21 protein-coding genes are annotated in these 17,637 nt (G+C 71.1%); 4 read left to right on the top strand and 17 right to left on the bottom strand.

Annotated features, from left to right (window positions below; all coding sequences use genetic code 11):
- The first annotated feature begins 92 nt into the window (after positions 1-92).
- A complete protein-coding gene (locus J3P44_RS15870) occupies positions 93-1,343 on the top strand; it encodes a DUF349 domain-containing protein (protein ID WP_255891403.1) in 1,251 nt (416 codons plus the stop codon).
- A gap of 14 nt (positions 1,344-1,357) precedes the next feature.
- On the opposite strand, the gene J3P44_RS15865 is transcribed toward J3P44_RS15870, so the two are convergent.
- The 12 genes from J3P44_RS15865 to J3P44_RS15810 all read right to left on the bottom strand — a co-directional run bounded on the left by J3P44_RS15865 (position 1,358) and on the right by J3P44_RS15810 (position 11,308).
- Positions 1,358-3,640 (bottom strand): RelA/SpoT family protein, encoded by a 2,283-nt coding sequence (locus J3P44_RS15865; RefSeq protein ID WP_255891402.1) that lies wholly within the window; start codon positions 3,638-3,640, stop codon positions 1,358-1,360.
- A 91-nt stretch (positions 3,641-3,731) separates the two neighbouring features.
- Entirely contained in the window at positions 3,732-4,280 is a 549-nt protein-coding gene (locus J3P44_RS15860) for an adenine phosphoribosyltransferase (protein WP_255891401.1), read from the bottom strand.
- Positions 4,273-4,557 carry a preprotein translocase subunit YajC gene (gene yajC / locus J3P44_RS15855; protein ID WP_255891400.1) on the bottom strand — a complete coding sequence of 95 codons (285 nt, stop codon included), beginning with the start codon at positions 4,555-4,557 and terminating at the stop codon, positions 4,273-4,275. The genes J3P44_RS15860 and yajC overlap by 8 nt, the downstream gene beginning before the upstream one ends.
- A gap of 80 nt (positions 4,558-4,637) precedes the next feature.
- Complete coding sequence (ruvB, locus tag J3P44_RS15850) at positions 4,638-5,738, bottom strand: Holliday junction branch migration DNA helicase RuvB (protein ID WP_255891399.1); 1,101 nt, start codon at positions 5,736-5,738, stop codon at positions 4,638-4,640.
- 16 nt (positions 5,739-5,754) lie between these two features.
- Entirely contained in the window at positions 5,755-6,354 is a 600-nt protein-coding gene (ruvA, locus tag J3P44_RS15845) for a Holliday junction branch migration protein RuvA (RefSeq protein ID WP_255891398.1), read from the bottom strand.
- The gene (gene ruvC, locus J3P44_RS15840) at positions 6,351-6,881 is read right to left on the bottom strand and encodes a crossover junction endodeoxyribonuclease RuvC (RefSeq protein WP_255891397.1); all 531 of its coding nucleotides are present in this window, start codon (positions 6,879-6,881) and stop codon (positions 6,351-6,353) included. Before ruvC ends, ruvA begins: the two co-directional genes overlap by 4 nt.
- Positions 6,882-6,989: 108 nt before the next feature.
- Positions 6,990-7,763, bottom strand: a complete 774-nt coding sequence (locus J3P44_RS15835; protein WP_255891396.1) for a YebC/PmpR family DNA-binding transcriptional regulator — start codon at positions 7,761-7,763, stop codon at positions 6,990-6,992.
- A gap of 72 nt (positions 7,764-7,835) precedes the next feature.
- Positions 7,836-8,438 carry a pyridoxal 5'-phosphate synthase glutaminase subunit PdxT gene (pdxT, locus tag J3P44_RS15830; RefSeq protein ID WP_255891395.1) on the bottom strand — a complete coding sequence of 201 codons (603 nt, stop codon included), beginning with the start codon at positions 8,436-8,438 and terminating at the stop codon, positions 7,836-7,838.
- Positions 8,439-8,443: 5 nt separating this feature from the next.
- Positions 8,444-9,352: a pyridoxal 5'-phosphate synthase lyase subunit PdxS gene (gene pdxS / locus J3P44_RS15825; protein WP_255891394.1), complete on the bottom strand. Its 909-nt coding sequence runs from the start codon at positions 9,350-9,352 to the stop codon at positions 8,444-8,446.
- A 43-nt stretch (positions 9,353-9,395) separates the two neighbouring features.
- Positions 9,396-10,019 carry a phosphatidylinositol phosphate synthase gene (gene pgsA, locus J3P44_RS15820; RefSeq protein ID WP_255891393.1) on the bottom strand — a complete coding sequence of 208 codons (624 nt, stop codon included), beginning with the start codon at positions 10,017-10,019 and terminating at the stop codon, positions 9,396-9,398.
- Positions 10,020-10,028: 9 nt separating this feature from the next.
- Complete coding sequence (locus J3P44_RS15815) at positions 10,029-10,805, bottom strand: inositol monophosphatase family protein (RefSeq protein ID WP_255891392.1); 777 nt, start codon at positions 10,803-10,805, stop codon at positions 10,029-10,031.
- Positions 10,802-11,308: an HIT family protein gene (locus J3P44_RS15810; protein WP_255891391.1), complete on the bottom strand. Its 507-nt coding sequence runs from the start codon at positions 11,306-11,308 to the stop codon at positions 10,802-10,804. Before J3P44_RS15810 ends, J3P44_RS15815 begins: the two co-directional genes overlap by 4 nt.
- A gap of 70 nt (positions 11,309-11,378) precedes the next feature.
- Here J3P44_RS15810 and J3P44_RS15805 point away from each other — a divergent pair, with 70 nt between their 5' ends.
- Together J3P44_RS15805 and J3P44_RS15800 are read left to right on the top strand one after the other, a co-directional pair.
- A complete protein-coding gene (locus J3P44_RS15805) occupies positions 11,379-11,516 on the top strand; it encodes a hypothetical protein (protein ID WP_255891390.1) in 138 nt (45 codons plus the stop codon).
- Positions 11,513-12,628 (top strand): N(5)-(carboxyethyl)ornithine synthase, encoded by a 1,116-nt coding sequence (locus J3P44_RS15800; RefSeq protein ID WP_255891389.1) that lies wholly within the window; start codon positions 11,513-11,515, stop codon positions 12,626-12,628. Before J3P44_RS15805 ends, J3P44_RS15800 begins: the two co-directional genes overlap by 4 nt.
- Before the next feature lie 62 nt (positions 12,629-12,690).
- Here the strand turns inward: J3P44_RS15800 and J3P44_RS15795 are convergent, their stop codons facing one another.
- Positions 12,691-13,311, bottom strand: coding sequence for an antibiotic biosynthesis monooxygenase (locus J3P44_RS15795; RefSeq protein WP_255891631.1), 621 nt, complete (start codon positions 13,309-13,311; stop codon positions 12,691-12,693).
- A 120-nt stretch (positions 13,312-13,431) separates the two neighbouring features.
- Here J3P44_RS15795 and J3P44_RS15790 point away from each other — a divergent pair, with 120 nt between their 5' ends.
- A complete protein-coding gene (locus J3P44_RS15790) occupies positions 13,432-13,908 on the top strand; it encodes a GNAT family N-acetyltransferase (RefSeq protein WP_255891388.1) in 477 nt (158 codons plus the stop codon).
- Here the strand turns inward: J3P44_RS15790 and J3P44_RS15785 are convergent, their stop codons facing one another.
- From J3P44_RS15785 to J3P44_RS15770, 4 genes are all read right to left on the bottom strand, one after another.
- A complete protein-coding gene (locus tag J3P44_RS15785; RefSeq protein WP_255891387.1) occupies positions 13,909-14,337 on the bottom strand; it encodes a hypothetical protein in 429 nt (142 codons plus the stop codon).
- Between the two features lie 260 nt (positions 14,338-14,597).
- Positions 14,598-16,016, bottom strand: a complete 1,419-nt coding sequence (locus tag J3P44_RS15780) for an HNH endonuclease signature motif containing protein (protein WP_255891386.1) — start codon at positions 16,014-16,016, stop codon at positions 14,598-14,600.
- Positions 16,017-16,152: 136 nt separating this feature from the next.
- A complete protein-coding gene (locus J3P44_RS15775) occupies positions 16,153-17,310 on the bottom strand; it encodes a MalY/PatB family protein (protein WP_255891385.1) in 1,158 nt (385 codons plus the stop codon).
- Positions 17,310-17,636: a hypothetical protein gene (locus J3P44_RS15770; protein ID WP_255891384.1), complete on the bottom strand. Its 327-nt coding sequence runs from the start codon at positions 17,634-17,636 to the stop codon at positions 17,310-17,312. Before J3P44_RS15770 ends, J3P44_RS15775 begins: the two co-directional genes overlap by 1 nt.
- Between the last annotated feature and the right edge of the window lies 1 nt (position 17,637).

The raw sequence follows: 17,637 nt of genomic DNA, 5'->3' as shown, positions 1-17,637 counted from the left end.
CGTGCGGCTGGGCGGGTCGGGCGTCGGTCGGTGTCGTGAACAGGTGGGAAGCCTACCGAGGCCGTCCCGGGCCATGACTACGATGGGCGACCATGAGCTCCGACAAGCAGTTCCGAGACGACTCTGCCCCCTGGGGCCGGGTGGCCGAGGACGGCACGGTCTATGTCCGCACCCCCGACGGAGAGCGTCCCGTCGGGTCCTACGAGGCCGGCACGCCGGCCGAGGCCATGGAGTTCTTCACCAAGCGCTTCGACGAGCTCGAGGGCAAGGTCCACCTGCTCGAGCAGCGCGTGGCGTCGGGCCGGCTGGCCCCCGAGGAGGCCACCTCCTCGATCAAGGCCCTGCGTGAGCAGGTCGTGAACGCCCACGCCGTCGGAGACCTGATCTCGCTCGCTGCCCGCCTCGACGCCCTCGCTCCCGTGATCGCGGCCCAGCGGGCCGCCCGCAAGGAGGAGCGGGCCCAGAAGAGCGCGGAGTCGAAGGCGGAGAAGGAGAAGCTGGTCGCCGAGGCCGAGCGCCTCGCCGAGAGCAGCGACTGGCGCAACGGTGCCAACCGTCTGCGGGAGCTGCTCGCGACGTGGAAGGAGCTCCCGCGGCTCGACCGGGCCACGGACGACGCCCTGTGGCGTCGCTTCTCCACCGCGCGGACGACGTACACCCGTCACCGCAAGGCGCACTTCGCGGAGGAGCACGAGCGCCGCGACGAGGCTCGCGTGGTCAAGGAGCGCCTGGCCAAGGAGGCGGAGGCGCTGGCGACGTCCACCGACTGGGGCCCCACCGCCGGCAAGTACCGCGACCTGATGCGCGAGTGGAAGGCCGCCGGCCCCGCGCCGCGCGACGTCGACGACAGGCTCTGGCAGCGATTCCGCGGAGCCCAGGACACGTTCTTCGGTGCCCGCGACGCCGCCAACTCGGCGCTCGACGAGGAGTTCGCGGCCAACGCCGAGGTGAAGGAGCAGATCCTGGTGGAGGCCGAGGCCCTGCTCCCCGTCACCGACATCGATGCGGCCAAGAAGGCCTTCCGCGTCCTGGCGGACCGCTGGGATGCCGCCGGCAAGGTGCCGCGCGACCGCATCAAGGACCTCGAGGCGCGGATGCGCAAGGTCGAGCAGGCCATCCGCGCGGTCGAGGACGAGCAGTGGAGCCGCAGCGACCCCGAGAAGTCGGCCCGCGCCGACGACATGATCGGCAAGCTCGAGGCCGGCATCGCCGAGACCCAGGCCAAGCTGGACAAGGCCACCGCGGCCGGGGACACCAAGAAGGCGAAGGACCTCGAGGGCGAGCTCGCCAACCAGGAGGCGTTCCTCGACATGGCCAAGAAGGCAGCGGCCGAGTTCGGTTAGATTGCGCTCGCCTTTCAGCTAGTGACGCGGTAGGCGTCGAAGACCCCCGGCACCAGGCGTACGGCGCGGAGCACGCCGTCGAGGTGGGCGGCGTCGGCCATCTCGAAGGAGAACCGGCTCTTGGCCACGCGGTCGCGGGTGGTCGACAGGGTCGCGCTGAGGATGTTCACGTGGGCGTCGGAGAGCGCCATCGTGATGTCGGAGAGCAGGCGCGCGCGGTCGAGCGCCTCGACCTGGATGTTGACCAGGAACGTCGACTGGGACGTCGGCGCCCACTCGACCTCGAGGACCCGCTCGGGCTGGCCGAGCAGGCTGGAGGCGTTGGTGCAGTCGCGCCGATGGACCGACACTCCCCCACCCTTCGTGACGAACCCGAGGATCGGGTCCGGCGGCACGGGGGTGCAGCACTTGGCGAGCTTCACCCAGAGGTCGTCGACGCCCGGGACGACGACACCGGAGTCGGTCGGACTGCGCGCGGCACGGGAGCGACCGGTGATGGTGACGCCCTCGGACAGGTCCTCCGCAGCCCCTTCGTCACCGCCGTGCAGGTCGATGACCCGACGTACGACTGCCTGGGCGCTGAGATTGCCCTCGCCGACGGCGGCGTAGAGCGCGGAGACGTCTGCGTGGTGGAAGTGCTCGGCCACCAGGGCCAGCACGTCGTGGGTCATCAGCCGGGTGAGGGGCAGTCCCTCCTTGCGCATCAGCTTGGCGATCTGGTCCTTGCCGTGCTCGATCGCCTCCTCGCGGCGCTCCTTGGTGAACCACTGCCGGATCTTGGAGCGGGCTCGCGGTGACTGGACGAAGTTGAGCCAGTCGCGTGAGGGGCCGGCCGTGGGCGACTTGGAGGTGAAGACCTCGACCACGTCACCGTTGTCGAGCTTGGACTCCAGCGGCACCAGGCGGCCGTTGACCCGCGAGCCGATCGTGTGGTGGCCGACCTCGGTGTGCACGGCGTATGCGAAGTCCACCGGGGTCGAGCTCATCGGCAGCGGGATGACGTCTCCGCGCGGCGTGAACACGTAGACCTGCGCCTGGTTCATCTCGAAGCGCAGCGACTCCAAGAACTCCCCCGGGTCCTCGACCTCGCTCTGCCAGTCGAGCAGCTGGCGCAGCCAGGTCAGGTCGTCGCGGTCCCCCATGCGGTCGGTGTCGACCCCCGCCTTGGTGTTCTCCTTGTACTTCCAGTGCGCGGCGACGCCGTACTCGGCGCGGCGGTGCTGGGCGAACGTGCGGATCTGCACCTCGACAGGCTTGCCCTGCGGCCCGATGACGGTCGTGTGGAGCGACTGGTACATGTTGAACTTCGGCATCGCGACGTAGTCCTTGAACCGCCCCAGCACCGGGTTCCACCGGGAGTGGATGACGCCCAGCGCGCTGTAGCAGTCGCGGTCCTCCTCGACGAGGATCCGGATGCCGACCAGGTCGTAGATGTCGGAGAACTCCCGGCCGCCGACGATCATCTTCTGGTAGATCGAGTAGTAGTGCTTCGGGCGCCCGGTGACCTTGGCGTTGATCCGCGAGGCCTTGAGGTCCTGCTCGATGTCGGCGACCACCTCGGCGAGGAACTGGTCTCGCGACGGCGCGCGCTCGGCCACCATCCGCACGATCTCGTCGTAGATCTTGGGGTGCAAGGTGGCGAAGGCCAGGTCCTCCAGCTCCCACTTGAGCGTGTTCATGCCGAGCCGGTGGGCCAGCGGGGCGTAGATGTCGAGCGTCTCGCGAGACGACCGCTCCTGCGAGGCGGCGGGGACGTAGCGCAGCGTCCGCATGTTGTGCAGCCGGTCGGCGAGCTTGATGACCAGGACGCGGATGTCGCGCGACATCGCCACGATCATCTTGCGGATCGTCTCGGCCTGCGCCGAGTCGCCGTACTGGACCTTGTCGAGCTTGGTCACCCCGTCGACGAGCAGGGCGACCTCGTCACCGAAGTCGGCGCGCAGCTCCTCCAGCGTGTAGGCGGTGTCCTCGACCGTGTCGTGCAGCAGTGCGGCGACCAGGGTGGGCTCGGTCATGCCGGTGTCGGCCAAGATCGTGGTCACCGCGAGCGGGTGGGTGATGTAGGGGTCGCCGCTCTTGCGCATCTGGCCGGTGTGCCACTTGTCGGCGACGGCGTAGGCCCGCTCCAGCAGCGCGAGGTCGGCCTTGGGGTGGTTGGCGCGCACCGCCCGGAAGAGCGGCTCGAGCACGGGGTTGGACGACGGCGGGCGGGTGCCGACGCGAGCGAGGCGGGCACGCATGCCGCGCGCGGTCAGGGGCGCCTTCGGCTCCTGCGCGGGTGCGTGCTCCTCTGCCATCTCCTCAGTCTAGTGAGGCTGCGGGCACTCCCGTGCGCCGAGTCGTCAGGGGAAGTGCTCGGGATGTGGTCAGGGATGCGGTCAGGGCTGGTCAGATGGTCAGCAGGGTGGAGACGGGCAGGTCGCCGGTGACCGAGCGGGGGTCGAGGAAGCTGAGCTCCATGAGCACCGAGGCACCAGTGGCGACCCCGCCACAGGCCTCGATCAGCTGGCGCGTGGCGTCGGCGGTGCCGCCCGTGGCGAGCACGTCGTCGATCATCAGCACCCGCTCCCCCGGCGCGATCCCGTCGCGGTGCACCTCGAGGGTCGCCGCGCCGTACTCCAGGGTGTAGGACACCGCGTGGGACTCGCGCGGGAGCTTGCCGGCCTTGCGGACCGGCACGAAGCCGACGCCCAGGGCCAGCGCCACGGGGGCGGCCAGGATGAAGCCCCGCGCCTCCATGCCGACGACCTTGTCGACCACGACGTTGCCGTGGTCGTCCCGACCAGCAGCCGCCAGGGCGGTGACGACGGCGGAGAAGGCGTGGTGGTCGGCCAGCACCGGGGTGATGTCCTTGAACGTGACGCCCTTCTCGGGCCAGTCGGGTACGTCGACCGTGAGCCGCTTCAGCGCCTCCTGTGCGGTGCGACGATCAGGCATCGTCGACCTCGCCGGTGGGCGGGGTGTCCACCTTGGCGATCGCGGCACGCGCGATCTCGATCTCCGTGCCGGGGGCGATCTCGAGGCGGGCCCGGTCGTCGGCGAGCGAGGTGACGGTGCCGAAGACGCCCGAGGACATCATCACGCGCTGGCCGACCTCGATGGCCTGCTGGAGGTTCCTGACCTCCTTCGCCCGGCGCTGCTGGGGCCGGACGACCATCAGCCAGAAGAGGGCCAGGATGGCCACGAGGGGCAGCAGTGCAGCGAGGTCGTTCACGGTCGGGGCTCTCCTCGAGAGGGTCGGGTGCGGGAGCGCGTGGAGTCTACGCGGACCCCGCTGGCCGGGGCCGGCTGCGGCTACGCGTCGTCGAACAGGGTCGAGTCGACCGTGGGGACGAGCGGCGGTGTGAGGCCGAGGTGCTGCCACGCCGCCGGGGTCGCGACGCGCCCTCGTGGGGTGCGGGCGAGCAGGCCGGTGCGGACCAGGAACGGCTCCGCGACCTCCTCGACGGTCTCGCGCTCCTCGCCGACCGCGACGGCCAGGGTCGAGACCCCGACCGGTCCCCCGCCGAAGCGGCGGCACAGGACGTCGAGCACCGCCCGGTCGAGGCGGTCGAGCCCGGACTCGTCGACCTCGAACATCTCGAGGGCAGCCTGGGCGACGGGCAGGGTCAGCACGCCGTCGGCGCGCACCTGGGCGTAGTCGCGGACCCGGCGCAGCAGGCGGTTGGCGATGCGGGGCGTGCCGCGCGAGCGTGACGCGATCTCGCTGGACCCCTCGGCGGTCAGGTGTACGCCGAGCAGGCCGGCGGAGCGGTGCACGATCTGGTCGAGCTCGTGGGGCTCGTAGAACTCCAGGTGCGCGGTGAAGCCGAACCGGTCGCGCAGCGGGCCGGGGAGCAGCCCGGCGCGGGTGGTGGCGCCCACGAGCGTGAAGGGCGGGATCTCCAACGGGATCGCGGTGGCCCCCGGCCCCTTGCCGATGACCACGTCGACCCGGAAGTCCTCCATGGCCATGTAGAGCATCTCCTCGGCCGGCCGAGACATCCGGTGGATCTCGTCGACGAAGAGGACGTCGCCGTCGTTGAGCCCGGAGAGGATCGCGGCCAGGTCGCCGGCGTGGGTGATCGCCGGGCCGCTGGTGAGCCGCAGCGGCGTGCTCATCTCGCCGGCGATGATCATCGCCAGCGTGGTCTTGCCGAGCCCGGGCGGCCCGGACAGCAGCACGTGGTCGGGCGCCCGGCCCCGGCGGCGCGCGGCCTCGAGGACCAGCCCCAGCTGGTCGCGTACGCGGACCTGGCCGATGACCTCGTCGAGCGTGCGGGGGCGCAGCGCCGCCTCGACGGCGCGCTCGTCACCGTCCGCGTCGGCGTCGGTGAGGCGCTGCAGGTGGGTGAGCTCCGCGCCCGTCAGCTCTGCCTCGTGGTCGGTGTCGAGGTCGGTGTCGTCCCAGTCCATCCGGTCCCGTCCTCGCTCAGGCCCGGCTCAGCGTGCGCAGTGCTGCGCGCAGCAGGGCGCCGACGTCGGGCGAGTCGCCGGCCTCGGGCGCGACGGCCTCGACGGCCTTCTCGGACTCCTTGGCCGACCAGCCCAGGCCCACGAGGCCCTGGTGCACCTGGTCGCGCCACGGCGCCGACGGGGGCGCGCCGACAGCGGCCTGGTGGGCGCCGACGGGCGGTCCGATGCGGTCCTTGAGCTCGAGGATGATGCGCTGGGCGCCCTTCTGCCCGATGCCCGGGACCCGGGTCAGCGCCTTGACGTCCTCCCCTGCGATCGCGCGGCGTACGTCGTCGGGCTTCATCACCGCGACGATCGCCTGGGCGACCTTGGGTCCGACGCCCGACGCGGTCTGCACGATCTCGAAGACCTGCTTCTCGTCGTCGTCGAGGAAGCCGAACACGGTGAGGCTGTCCTCGCGCACCACCATGCTGGTCGGCAGCATCGCCTGGTGGCCGACGCGCAGCGTGGCGAGCGTGCCGGGCGTGCACATGAGCTCCAGGCCGACACCGCCCACCTCGAGCACGGCGCTGTTGAGCGTGACGGCGGCGACCTCGCCGCGGACGAAGGCGATCATCGGGTCCTCACTGGTCGTCGAGTCGCGGCCACTGCTGCGTCGATGCGTGACTGGGCACCCCCGCGCCAGACGTGGGTGATGGCCAGGGCGAGCGCGTCCGCGGCGTCGGCGGGCTTGGGAAGCTCGCTCAGTCGCAGGATGCGGACGACCATCGCTCCGACCTGGGCCTTGTCGGCGCGCCCGTTGCCGGAGACGGCGGCCTTGACCTCGCTGGGGGTGTGCATGGCGATCGGCAGGCCGCGGCGGGCGGCGACCACGAGGGCGATCCCGCTGGCCTGCGCGGTGCCCATGATCGTGCTGGAGTCCGAGCGCGCGAACACCCGCTCGACGGCGACGGCGTCGGGGCGGTGCTCCTCGATCCAGGCGTCCAGGCCGCGCTCGATGGTGACCAGGCGCTGGGCGATCGGAAGCGTCGAGCTGGTGCGGATCACGCCGACGTCGACCAGCGTCAGCGGGCGTCCGACACTGCCGTCGACGACCCCCACGCCGCAGCGGGTCAGACCCGGGTCGATGCCGAGCACGCGCACGCCTCACACCTTTCGCCAGCCGGTCCGTCCGAACACATGTTCGTCCGGATCACGCTAACCCGCCGCGGGCGCGGGACGGCGTACGACACGCGGCGCCCCGGCCCGGGCTCAGGCGTCGGCGGCCTCGAGCTCGGCCAGCACGTCGGCCGGGATGTCGACGTTGGTGAAGACGTCCTGCACGTCGTCGAGGTCCTCGAGCGCGTCGACGAGGCGCATGACCTTGCCGGCGCCGTCGGCGTCGACCGGGATCTCCAGGCTCGCGACGAACTCCACGTCGGCGGAGTCGTAGTCGATCCCGGCGTCCTGGAGGGCGGTGCGCACGGCGACCACGTCGGTGGCCTCGCTCTGCACCTGGAAGGCCTCGTCGAGGTCGTTGACCTCCTCGGCACCGGCGTCGAGCGTCGCCTCGAGGACGTCGTCCTCGGTGACCTCACGGTCCTCCTGCGACTTCGGCACCGTCACGACGCCCTTGCGGGTGAACAGGCGCGAGACCGAGCCGGGGTCGGCCATCGTGCCGCCGTTGCGGGTGACGGCGGTGCGGACCTCCATCGCGGCACGGTTGGTGTTGTCGGTGAGGCACTCGACCAGGATCGCGACGCCCTGCGGGCCGTAGACCTCGTAGGAGATCGTCTTGTAGTCGACCCCGCCGGACTCGGCGCCGGAGCCGCGCTTGAGGGCCGAGTCGATGTTCTTGTTGGGGACCGAGCTCTTCTTCGCCTTCTGGATGGCGTCGTAGAGCGTCGGGTTGCCGGCCGGGTCGCCGCCGCCCTGCTTGGCCGCGACCTCGATGTTCTTGATCAGCTTGGCGAAGAGCTTGCCGCGCTTGGCGTCGATCGCGGCCTTCTTGTGCTTGGTCGTTGCCCACTTGGAGTGGCCTGACATGAGTCCCTCTATCGGATCGGGTGCAGTGTCACGGGTGGAGATGCAGGTGCGGTGCTGAGCTCGTACGACGCGTCAGGACGAGCGCACCAGGTCCACGAACATGCCGTGGACGCGGTCGTCGCTGCCGACCTCCGGGTGGAACGAGGTCGCCATCAGCGGGCCCTGACGGACCGCGACGATCCTACCCGCGGCGGGTCCGGCCTCGACCCGAGCCAGGACCTCGACGTCGTCGTCGACGGCCTCCACCCAGGGCGCGCGGATGAAGACGGCGCGCACCGGGTCGGCGAGCCCGTCGACGTGGAGGTCCTCCTCGAACGAGTCGACCTGGCGCCCGAAGGCGTTGCGGCGCACCGTGATGTGGAGGCCGCCGATGGTCTCCTGCCCCACTGTCCCGTCCTCGATCCGGTCGGCGAGCATGATCATGCCCGCGCAGGTCCCGAAGGCGGGCAGCCCTCCGCGGACAGCCTCGCGCAGCGGCTCGAGCAGGTCGAAGATCGTGGCGAGCTTGATCATCGTCGTCGACTCCCCGCCCGGGACGACCAGCCCGTCGCAGGCGGCGAGCTCCGCCGGTCGGCGTACGGAGATCGGGTCGGCACCCAGCGAGCGCAGTGCGGCGAGGTGCTCGCGGACGTCGCCCTGGAGCGCCAGCACGCCGATGGTGGGCGCGGCGCCCACCCTTGTCACCAGCCGCGCTCGGACAGGCGGTGCGGCTGGGGGATCTCGTCGACGTTGAGGCCGACCATGGCCTCGCCCAGGCCGCGGGAGACCTTGGCGACCACGTCGGGGTCGTCGAAGAACGTGGTGGCCTTGACGATGGCCTCGGCGCGCTGGGCGGGGTTGCCGGACTTGAAGATGCCGGAGCCGACGAACACGCCCTCGGCACCGAGCTGCATCATCATCGCCGCGTCGGCGGGGGTGGCGATGCCACCGGCGGTGAAGAGCACGACCGGGAGCTTGCCGGCGGCCGCGACCTCCTTGACCAGCTCGTAGGGGGCCTGGAGCTCCTTCGCGGCGAGGTAGAGCTCGTCCTCGGCCATGCCGTGCAGCCGGTTGAGCTCGCCGCGGATGGTGCGCATGTGGGTGACGGCGTTGGAGACGTCGCCGGTGCCGGCCTCGCCCTTGGAGCGGATCATCCCGGCGCCCTCGGTGATGCGGCGCAGCGCCTCGCCGAGGTTGGTGGCACCGCAGACGAAGGGGACCGTGAAGGCCCACTTGTCGATGTGGTGGGTGTAGTCGGCCGGGGTGAGCACCTCGGACTCGTCGATGTAGTCGACGCCGAGCGACTGCAGGACCTGCGCCTCGGCGAAGTGGCCGATGCGGGCCTTGGCCATGACGGGGATCGAGACGGCCTCGATGATGCCGTCGATCATGTCGGGGTCGCTCATGCGGGAGACGCCGCCCTGCGCGCGGATGTCGGCCGGGACGCGCTCGAGGGCCATCACGGCGACCGCGCCGGCGTCCTCGGCGATCTTCGCCTGGTCTGCGGTGACGACGTCCATGATGACGCCGCCCTTGAGCATCTCGGCCATGCCGCGCTTGACGCGGCTGGTGCCGTGCTCGATGGGGGTCTCGGGGGTGTGCTCAGCCATGACTCGATCCTACGGCGCAGCGGCGGCGGTTCCGACCCCGGGATCAGCCCTGGGACGCCGCCCGTGCCAGGGCCTGACGGCGTACGACCCAGATCCGCTGGACGACCGTCACGGTCGCGGCGATCGCCAGTGCCCACAGCGCGACCTGGAGCAGGACCGGCAGGTCGAGGACATCGGCGAAGAACGCCGGGACGAGCATGCCCACGAGGCGGTCCGGGCGCTCGGCGATGCCGACCTTGGCGTCGTAGCCGAGGTGGTCGGCCTTGGCGCGGGCGTACGACGTCACCGCACCCATGACCAGGATGACGAGGCAGAGCACGAGGTAGAGGCGGCTCTCGGCGTGCCATGCGAAGTAGAGCGCCAGGCCACCGAAGAGGGCCCCGTCGGCGATCCGGTCGAGCGTGGAGTCGAGGAACGCACCGAAGTTGTCCTTGCGGCCCATCTTGCGTGCCATCGCCCCGTCGACCAGGTCGCTGAAGACGAACGCGGTGATGACCAGCACGCCCTGCCAGACCAGGCCGAGCGGGAAGAAGACCAACGCGCCCGCGCTGACCCCGAGCGTGCCGACGACAGTCACCACGTCGGGGCTGATCCCCAGCCTGATGAAGAGGTTGATGAAGGGCGCGAGCATGACGCCCTGCCAGAACTGCTTGAACCTGTCGAGCACGGGCGCAGGCTACCGGTTGCCGAGAAGGGCGGACCGCACGTCCTCCACGGCGCTCGCCGCCCCGGTGACGGTCCAGTCCACCCCCGCGGCGGGCACGACGACGGACGCGCCCCCGGTGCCGCGGATGATCGCGGCACCCGGCAGTCGGTCCCAGTCGGCGACGGAGTGCTGGAAGAGGACGTCCCACTGACCCGAGGCGACGGCCATCAGGTCCATGGTCCCCGACCCCAGCATCCGCAGGGTGCCGACCTGCCCGAGCGCGCGGGCGAACGCTTCTCCCACCCCGCTCTCGTAGAACGGTGGGTGCAGGTAGGTGACCGCGCAGCGGGCCTCGCGGGGCGTGTCGGGCAGCGGACCCAAGGGCTCGCCGTCGCACGTGCTGGGCAGGTCGGGACCCCCGACCCAGGTCTGGCGCGACGCGGCATGGTGAACGGCGCCGAGGAGCACGTCGTCGGCATCGTGGAGCGCGATCGCGCTGCACCACCAGTCGCTGCCGCGCGAGAAGTTGTAGGTGCCGTCCACGGGGTCGATCACCCACGTGCGGCCCGACGTGCCCGGGCGCGAGGCGCCCTCCTCCCCCACGATCGCGTCGTCGGGTCGCTCGGCCGTGAGCTGCGCCACGATGAGCCGCTCCGCGGCCGTGTCGGCCTGCGTGACGATGTCGGAGCCGCTGGTCTTGCGCGACACGTCGAGCCCCTCGACGCGGATCCGGGCAGCCAGCAGCGCCGCCTCCCGCACCAGGTCGGCGGCCAGGGCGGCGTCGGCCGCGAGCGAGTGGGGTCTCACGCGCGCAGCCAGGCCTCGGCCAGCAGGCCGCGGGTCTCGGCGAGGAGCTGCGGCAGCATCTTCGTACCGCCGACGACCGTGATGAAGTTGGCGTCGCCCGTCCAGCGGGGCACGACGTGCTGGTGGAGGTGGTCGGCGAGCGACCCGCCGGCTGACGTGCCCAGGTTGAGCCCGACGTTGAAGGAGTGCGGACGGCTGACGGCGCGGATGGTGCGCAGCGCCCGCTGCGTCATCGTCATCAGCTCCGTCGCCTCCTGCTCGGTGAGGTCGGTGAGGTCCGCGACGTGACGGTAGGGCAGCACCATCAGGTGGCCCGGGTTGTAGGGGTGCAGGTTGAGGACGGCGTACGTCGCCTCCCCCCGCGCGACGACGAGCGACTCCTCGTCGGGGTGGCCCGGGATCGCGCAGAACGGGCAACCCTCGTCCTGGACGGCGGTGCGGACGTAGGCCATCCGGTGCGGCGTCCAGATGCGCTCGAGTCCGTCGGGGCTCTCCTCGCTCATGCGGGCGATCCTAGGGTTGGGCGTACTGTGGCCGCACGGAGCCATCCAGGCTTCCGACCAGGGAGCCCCGATGAGCGACAAATCGCCGCGGCAAGGCATGTCCAAGAAGTCCGGCAAGTCCATCAAGGAGAAGCGTGCCGACAAGCACGCCAAGGCGGCCGGGAAGAGCGGCATCGCCGAGCCCCTGATGCCCCCGAAGAAGAAGTGAGCCTGCTCAGCCTCGGCGTCATCGGCACGTCCGCCAAGGAGAACGAGCACCGCCTCCCCCTGCATCCTGAGCACCTCTCGCGCCTGGGCCCCGGCATCGCCGCGCGGACGACGCTCGAGCACGGGTACGCCGAACGCTTCGGCTTCGGCGACGACGACCTGGCCCCGCACGTGGCCGGTTTCGCGTCACGCGACGAGATCCTCCGCGACTCGGACGTGGTGGTGCTGCCGAAGCCCCAGCACGAGGACGTCGCCGCCATGCACGCCGGACAGGTCCTCTGGGGGTGGCCGCACTGCGTCCAGGACACCGAGATGACCCAGCTGGCGATCGACCGCGAGCTGACGCTGATCGCCTTCGAGGCGATGAACCACTGGACGTCCGACGGCCACGTCGGCCTCCACGTCTTCCACAAGAACAACGAGCTCGCCGGCTACTGCTCGGTGCTCCAGGCCATGCAGCTCGTCGGCATCACCGGTGACTACGGACGCCGGCTGAGCGCCGTCGTGATCGGGTTCGGTGCCACCGCCCGCGGCGCGGTCACGGCCCTCAAGGCCCACGGCGTCGGCGACGTCGCAGTCCTGACGACCCGCGGGGTCGCTGCCGTGGGCTCGCCCATCCACTCGGTGCGGATCCGCCAGTTCGACCACGACCCCGACAACCCGGGCGCGAGCCAGGTGATCACCGACCAAGGCCGGGTGCCGCTGGCGCCGTACCTCGCCGAGAACGACATTGTCGTCAACTGCACCCTCCAGGACACAGCCGCGCCGCTGACCTACCTCCGGACCGAGGACCTCGCGGACTTCCGGGTGGGCAGCCTGGTCGTGGACGTTTCGTGCGACGAGGGCATGGGCTTCTCGTGGGCGAAGCCGACGACGTTCGACGAGCCGATGTTCACCGTCGCCGACCGGGTCCACTACTACGCGGTCGACCACAGCCCGTCCTACCTCTGGAGCTCCGCCACCTGGGAGAACAGCGAGGCGCTGCTGCCCTTCATCGGGACCGTGCTGTCCGGGCCCGAGGCGTGGGACGCGGACGAGACGATCAGCCGGGCGATCGAGATCAGGGACGGCGTGATCCAGAACCCGGCGATCACGGCGTTCCAGGGCCGCTGAACCTGCGCACTGCCGACGGTCGGGCGCGGGCCCGATCGCCGGCATGCGCCTCTCGTGCTCCCTCAGACCAGCTCAGGAACGCGCAGGTGGGCGATCACGAGCTCGCACTCCTCGATGTCGCCGAACTGGACGTTGCCCTCACGGCTGCGCTGGTCGCGCATCCGTTGGGCCATCTCCCGCGTGGCTTCGAGGGACTCGCGACTCTCGAAGCGCGCAGTCCCGCAGCACTGACCGCTCTCGCGGTCGACCATCATGCTCGCGCTGCAGAACCCCTCGGCCTCCTCCAGGCGGGTCATCACCGTGTCCCGGAAGAACTCGACGGTGGAGTCGACCTCGGCAGGAGGACACGTCAGCCAGGTGACTCGGCACCACGAGCCTTCACGCGCCTCGTGCTCGCGGTGCATGACCGCGATCTCCCATTCCTTGACGTCCACCTCGCCGCCCATGATCTCGGCAGCGCGGGCTCGGAGCGAACCCACCTGGCTGTCAGTGGCCCGCATCGCGTCCTGCGACATCCACGACGACGTGACGATGCCGCGTCCGGTGTCGCGATTGACCAGCATCGACATGCCGATGCAGCCCTCCATGCCGGTCAGGGCCGGCATGACTTCCTCCCGCGCGAATCTGATGCCCTCGTCCATCCGGCCCGGATCACCCTGGATCGACGTCGAGCGTGCATACACCACGGCACACCATCCCTTCTGAGGCGACGCCCCGGTGGCGCCACCGGCTCGACCCAATCTCCTCTCGTCGGTCTGCCCGTACAAGGCTCAGGTGCAAGGAGTTCACGGGAGGATGCGTCCATGAACTTGATCCGTCCGGCGACCGGGGCCGACATGGCTGCCGTCGCCGACCTGTGGCACGAGGGCTGGCACGCAGGGCACGCGGGACACGTGCCCGACGGGCTGACCGCGCTGCGCACGCTCGAGGCCTTCCACGCCCGCACACCGACGCGGGTGGCAGACACGACGGTGGCGCTCGACGAGGCGGATGAGCTGATGGGCTTCGTGACGGTGGTGGGCGATGAGGTCGAGCAGCTCTTCGTGGGACCCGACGCTCGCGGCTCCGGTGTCGCCGCCCAGCTGCTTGCCGAGGCCGAGGGCCAGGTCGCGGCGGCCGGCCACCCCGAGGCCTGGCTGGCCGTGGTCGAAGGCAACGCCCGGGCACGACGGTTCTACGAGAAGTGCGGCTGGCGCGACAACGGCGAGCTGCCCTACGAGGTGATCGCGGGTGGGCGGACGTGGACCTCGCCGTGCCGGAGGTACGTCAAGGAGGTCTGATCAGGTCGGCAGGCGCGGAGGTGGCGGGCAAGCGCTCGTCTGAGCCCATTTCAAGTACATGGCGTAGATGACGTCGAGGTAGAGCGAGATGAGGTCGCCGGAGCCGTCTGCCTCGTGGACCTCGCTGGCAGGTAGGTGCATGGATACACCGGTCTTCGTCTTCCGGAGCCGTCTGGCGTTGAGTCCGGGCCTGATCAGGAGGATGAGGTTGGGCGAGGGCGGGATGAGGTGTTCGCGGACCCATGCGCGCCACTCCTCCCGCACGACCAGGACGTCCCAGGCGTCTTCGAACGCCTTATTCTGGGCCGAGGTCAGTGCAGGATCGAGCCCCGCCCTGCTGATCGTGGATTGCATCCCGTACCGATGCCAGAGTTGAGGCTCTACGGGGCCGTCCGCGTCTTGTGTCAGCTCCGGAGGTACGTCGGCCACCTATTGAGGCTAGCCGCGTCTAGCGGCTGGGCACGAGAGCAGGGCGTGCCGATCGGTCGACTCATGCGTGCCGACCCGCGTCAGGGTCAGCTTCTCGGCCACCATGGCTCGAGTGACGACCGTCAGGCGGCGAGGCGTGCGTGTCCCAGTGCGGTCAGTCGAGCTGCTGCACGCCCGCCCTGCCGCCCAGCGTCCCGACTGCCGCGCATGGACAGACGTGTGGCCCCGCCCTCGGTAGAGCGGCGGGGTGCGGGGCGGGGTCATGGTCGCTGTGGTCGCGGGATGACCAGTGGGTCGAGTGGGGTGGTGCCGGTGGGGTCGCGGCGGTAGCGGTGGCCGTGGGGGCTGGTCCACTCGAACTCGCCGGGTCCGATGACGTCGTAGTGCCAGGCGGTGTGGGTCTTGAGGCGGTGGTGGAACCGGCACAGCGCACCGAGGTTGGGAGTCAGGGTGGGGCCGGGCTGGGGCCGGCCCTCGGCCTCGGCGTCGTGGTCGTACTCGATGACATGGTCGACGTCGCAGCCACGTGCGGGGCGGGTGCAGAACGGGAACACGCAGGTCGTGTCTCGGAGAATGATCTGCTCACGGATCCGGTCGGGAACCTCGTAGCCGGGCGCTTCGAGGTGAGCGTTGAGGTCGATGACGGGCTGGACGGTCACCTTCGTCCGGGAGTCGCCGCACCAGGACCGGACCTGCTCCAGCAGCAGGAGCCGTTGGCCCTCCTCGAGCCGCCCGGTCGGACCGAACACCGTGTCCCCGTCCTCCACGGAGCGGGCGTCGAAGTGGGCGTGCAGCACCACCTCCCGCGCTGCGGGCAGGCCGTCCTGTGTGCTCGGGGTGGCTGCCCGGCCTTGGGAGTGCAGGTCGAGGGCGGTCTGGGTGCGGGCGAGGTCGCCGAGGGCTTGGGCGCGGCGTACGTCGAGGGACTCGGTGGAGCCGAGTGCTTTGCGCAGCTCGGCGCCGTGGACGAGTGCCCGGTCGACGTCGAGGGCGTCGGCCAGGTCGACCTCCGCCTCGATCCGTACGGTGCCGGCGAAGTGGACGTCCTCGCCGTGAACCGTGACGTGGCGCGGGTCCACCGACAGGTAGCCGTCCTCCGGGTCCGCCGCCGGATCGTAGGCGGCGAGCTCGTGCCGTTTGATCGCCTCGGCGACCAGCCGGTCCAGCTGGGCGGGACCGATGCGCCCGGCCACGGCCGCGACCTGGGCATCGACCCACCCGGCCGCCTCAGGAGTCAGCGACGGGGTGGCGTGGATCGTGGCCTCGGCCACCAACCGGGCCCGCCACGGCGCGACCCGACCCGACTGGACCAGGGTCCACAACCGGGGCAGCCGGTGCCGCAGCTCCAGGGCATGCCCGATCAGCCGCTTCGCCGACACCGTCGAGATCCCCAGCACGGTGCCGAGCTCCGCGACACAGAACTCCGCCACCGTCGGGCAGCCCTCCCCCGCGATGGGCTCCTCGACCTCCATCCCGATCCCACGACCACTGGTGAACGTCGCGGCCGAGTGGATCGACTCCGGCGGATGCAGGTCCGCCCACCGGGCCGCGAGGTCGAGCTGGCGCGCAGCGGCCGCGTCCTCGGCCGTCCGGGCGGAGCGGATCGAGGCCAGCAGGCCGGCGGCGGTGAGGTCGTCGTCGACCTCGGTCCCGGGTACTGCTTCCAGCCTCTCGATCATGTGTTCGAGTCTACGGAAACCCACTGACACCCGACCCCGCCTGCGAGTCCAGGAAACCTCAAGATTGCCGTCCCGCCTGGGCGGGGTTCGAGGCTCGCACCGCTCGCTCTCCAGCCACCGAACAGAAACCGGCGACCTACCGCCAGGCCCCCGCCAGCCGCTCGACGATCTCGGTCAACCGGCCGGGCGAGGTGGCGACGTTGAGCCGCACCTGGCCAGTGGTGCCCGGCGCGAAGGACGTACAGCTGCTCACCATCACCCGGCCGCGCTGCAGCGCCACCGCAGCAGCGTCGTCGTGGCCGTAGGCCGAGGCGTCCAGCCACGCGAGGTAGGTCGCCTCGAGCGGACGCATCCGCACCTCGGGCAGGTGCGTGGCCAGCAGCTCGCCGAGCAGGGTGCGCTGCTGGTCGAGCCGCTCGACCAGCGAGGCGAGCCACCCGTCGCCGTGGTCGTACGCCGCCCGTGCGGCCGTGACGCCGAGCGGGGAGTAGGAGTCGTTGCGCGACATCGGCTGGTCCGCCAGCCGCTTCCGTGCCGCCGTGTCGGGCACCACGAGCTGGGCGCATCGCAGGCCGGCGGTGTTGAAGGCCTTGGACGCCGCCACCACCGCGACGGCGTGGTCGTGCGTGCCCTCGACCGAGAGGTAGGAGACGTGCTCGGCGCCGGGAAGCACCAGCGGTGCGTGGATCTCGTCGCTGACGACGCGGGCACCGTGCCGGACCACGACGTCGCGAATCCCCTCCAGCTCGGCCCGCGAGAACACCCGCCCCCACGGGTTGTGCGGCTGGGTGAGCAGCAGGGTCTGCGCGCCGGCGGCGAAAAGCCGGTCGAGCCGGTCGAGGTCAATCTCGGCCCGCTCCGCGGAGGTCGGCAGCTCCAGCAGGAGCTCCTCGCGACCGGTCACCTGGGCCAGGCCGTGCTGCGCGTTGTAGCCGGGCGTCGGGAAGACCACTCCGCCCGGACCGCTGAGCACGTCGATCGCCACCCGTACCCCGGCGGTCACGTCGACCACGGGGTGCACGGCGGCCGGCTCCGGCGCCCAGCCGAAGTGTCGCTCGGACCAGCCTGCGTACGACTCCGCCAGGTCGACGTCCCAGCCGAAGATCGGGTAGCCCGTGATGCCGTCGGCGAGCATCCGCTGCACGGCCTCGAGCACCACCGGGTCGACGGCGTAGTCCATCTCCGCCACCCACGCCGGGATCACGCCCTCGGGGACTCCCCACTTCAACGGGAGCTTGAGGCGGGCCTCGGCGTCGGTCAGGTCGACGATCGGGCGTCGGGCCGTCGTGTCCATCACTGCGGTCCTTCGTGGGCGTCGCCGTCGCCGTCGCCGTCGCTGCTCCAGGCTGCCTCGAGCTCCCCAGGGGACAGCTCGGTCAGCTGGCGCTCGAGGTGCGCCCGGGTCGCGGCGATCTCCTCGTGCGTGACGTCCACCCGCACCAGCTCCGTGCGGTCGGCGCGTCGGGTCACGACGTAGGTGCCGCCGGCCCCGCCGGCGTCGTTGCCCGGGACGGTGTCGGCCAGCGTGACCGCCTGCCAGATCGTCGCGGCGAGCAGCCGCAACCCGCGCCGGTCCCGCGGCTCGAACCGCAGCTCGAAGACGTCCCCCGCCCTCTCCACG

This window comes from Nocardioides astragali (assembly GCF_024436375.1).
GTDB lineage: Bacteria > Actinomycetota > Actinomycetes > Propionibacteriales > Nocardioidaceae > Nocardioides > Nocardioides astragali.
This window is presented reverse-complemented; position numbering and strand designations above follow the sequence as displayed.

Bases quoted from the DNA above. Each gene is read 5' to 3' on its own strand.
- J3P44_RS15870 (WP_255891403.1), top strand. From the start codon at position 93: ATGAGCTCCGACAAGCAGTTCCGAGACGACTCTGCCCCCTGGGGCCGG.
- ruvB (WP_255891399.1), bottom strand. From the start codon at position 5,738: ATGGACTGGGACGACACCGACCTCGACACCGACCACGAGGCAGAGCTG.
- pdxS (WP_255891394.1), bottom strand. From the start codon at position 9,352: ATGGCTGAGCACACCCCCGAGACCCCCATCGAGCACGGCACCAGCCGC.
- J3P44_RS15810 (WP_255891391.1), bottom strand. From the start codon at position 11,308: ATGAGCGAGGAGAGCCCCGACGGACTCGAGCGCATCTGGACGCCGCAC.
- J3P44_RS15835 (WP_255891396.1), bottom strand. From the start codon at position 7,763: ATGTCAGGCCACTCCAAGTGGGCAACGACCAAGCACAAGAAGGCCGCG.
- J3P44_RS15865 (WP_255891402.1), bottom strand. From the start codon at position 3,640: ATGGCAGAGGAGCACGCACCCGCGCAGGAGCCGAAGGCGCCCCTGACC.
- J3P44_RS15790 (WP_255891388.1), top strand. From the start codon at position 13,432: ATGAACTTGATCCGTCCGGCGACCGGGGCCGACATGGCTGCCGTCGCC.
- J3P44_RS15860 (WP_255891401.1), bottom strand. From the start codon at position 4,280: ATGCCTGATCGTCGCACCGCACAGGAGGCGCTGAAGCGGCTCACGGTC.
- ruvA (WP_255891398.1), bottom strand. From the start codon at position 6,354: ATGATCGCCTTCGTCCGCGGCGAGGTCGCCGCCGTCACGCTCAACAGC.
- J3P44_RS15805 (WP_255891390.1), top strand. From the start codon at position 11,379: ATGAGCGACAAATCGCCGCGGCAAGGCATGTCCAAGAAGTCCGGCAAG.
- J3P44_RS15780 (WP_255891386.1), bottom strand. From the start codon at position 16,016: ATGATCGAGAGGCTGGAAGCAGTACCCGGGACCGAGGTCGACGACGAC.
- J3P44_RS15775 (WP_255891385.1), bottom strand. From the start codon at position 17,310: ATGGACACGACGGCCCGACGCCCGATCGTCGACCTGACCGACGCCGAG.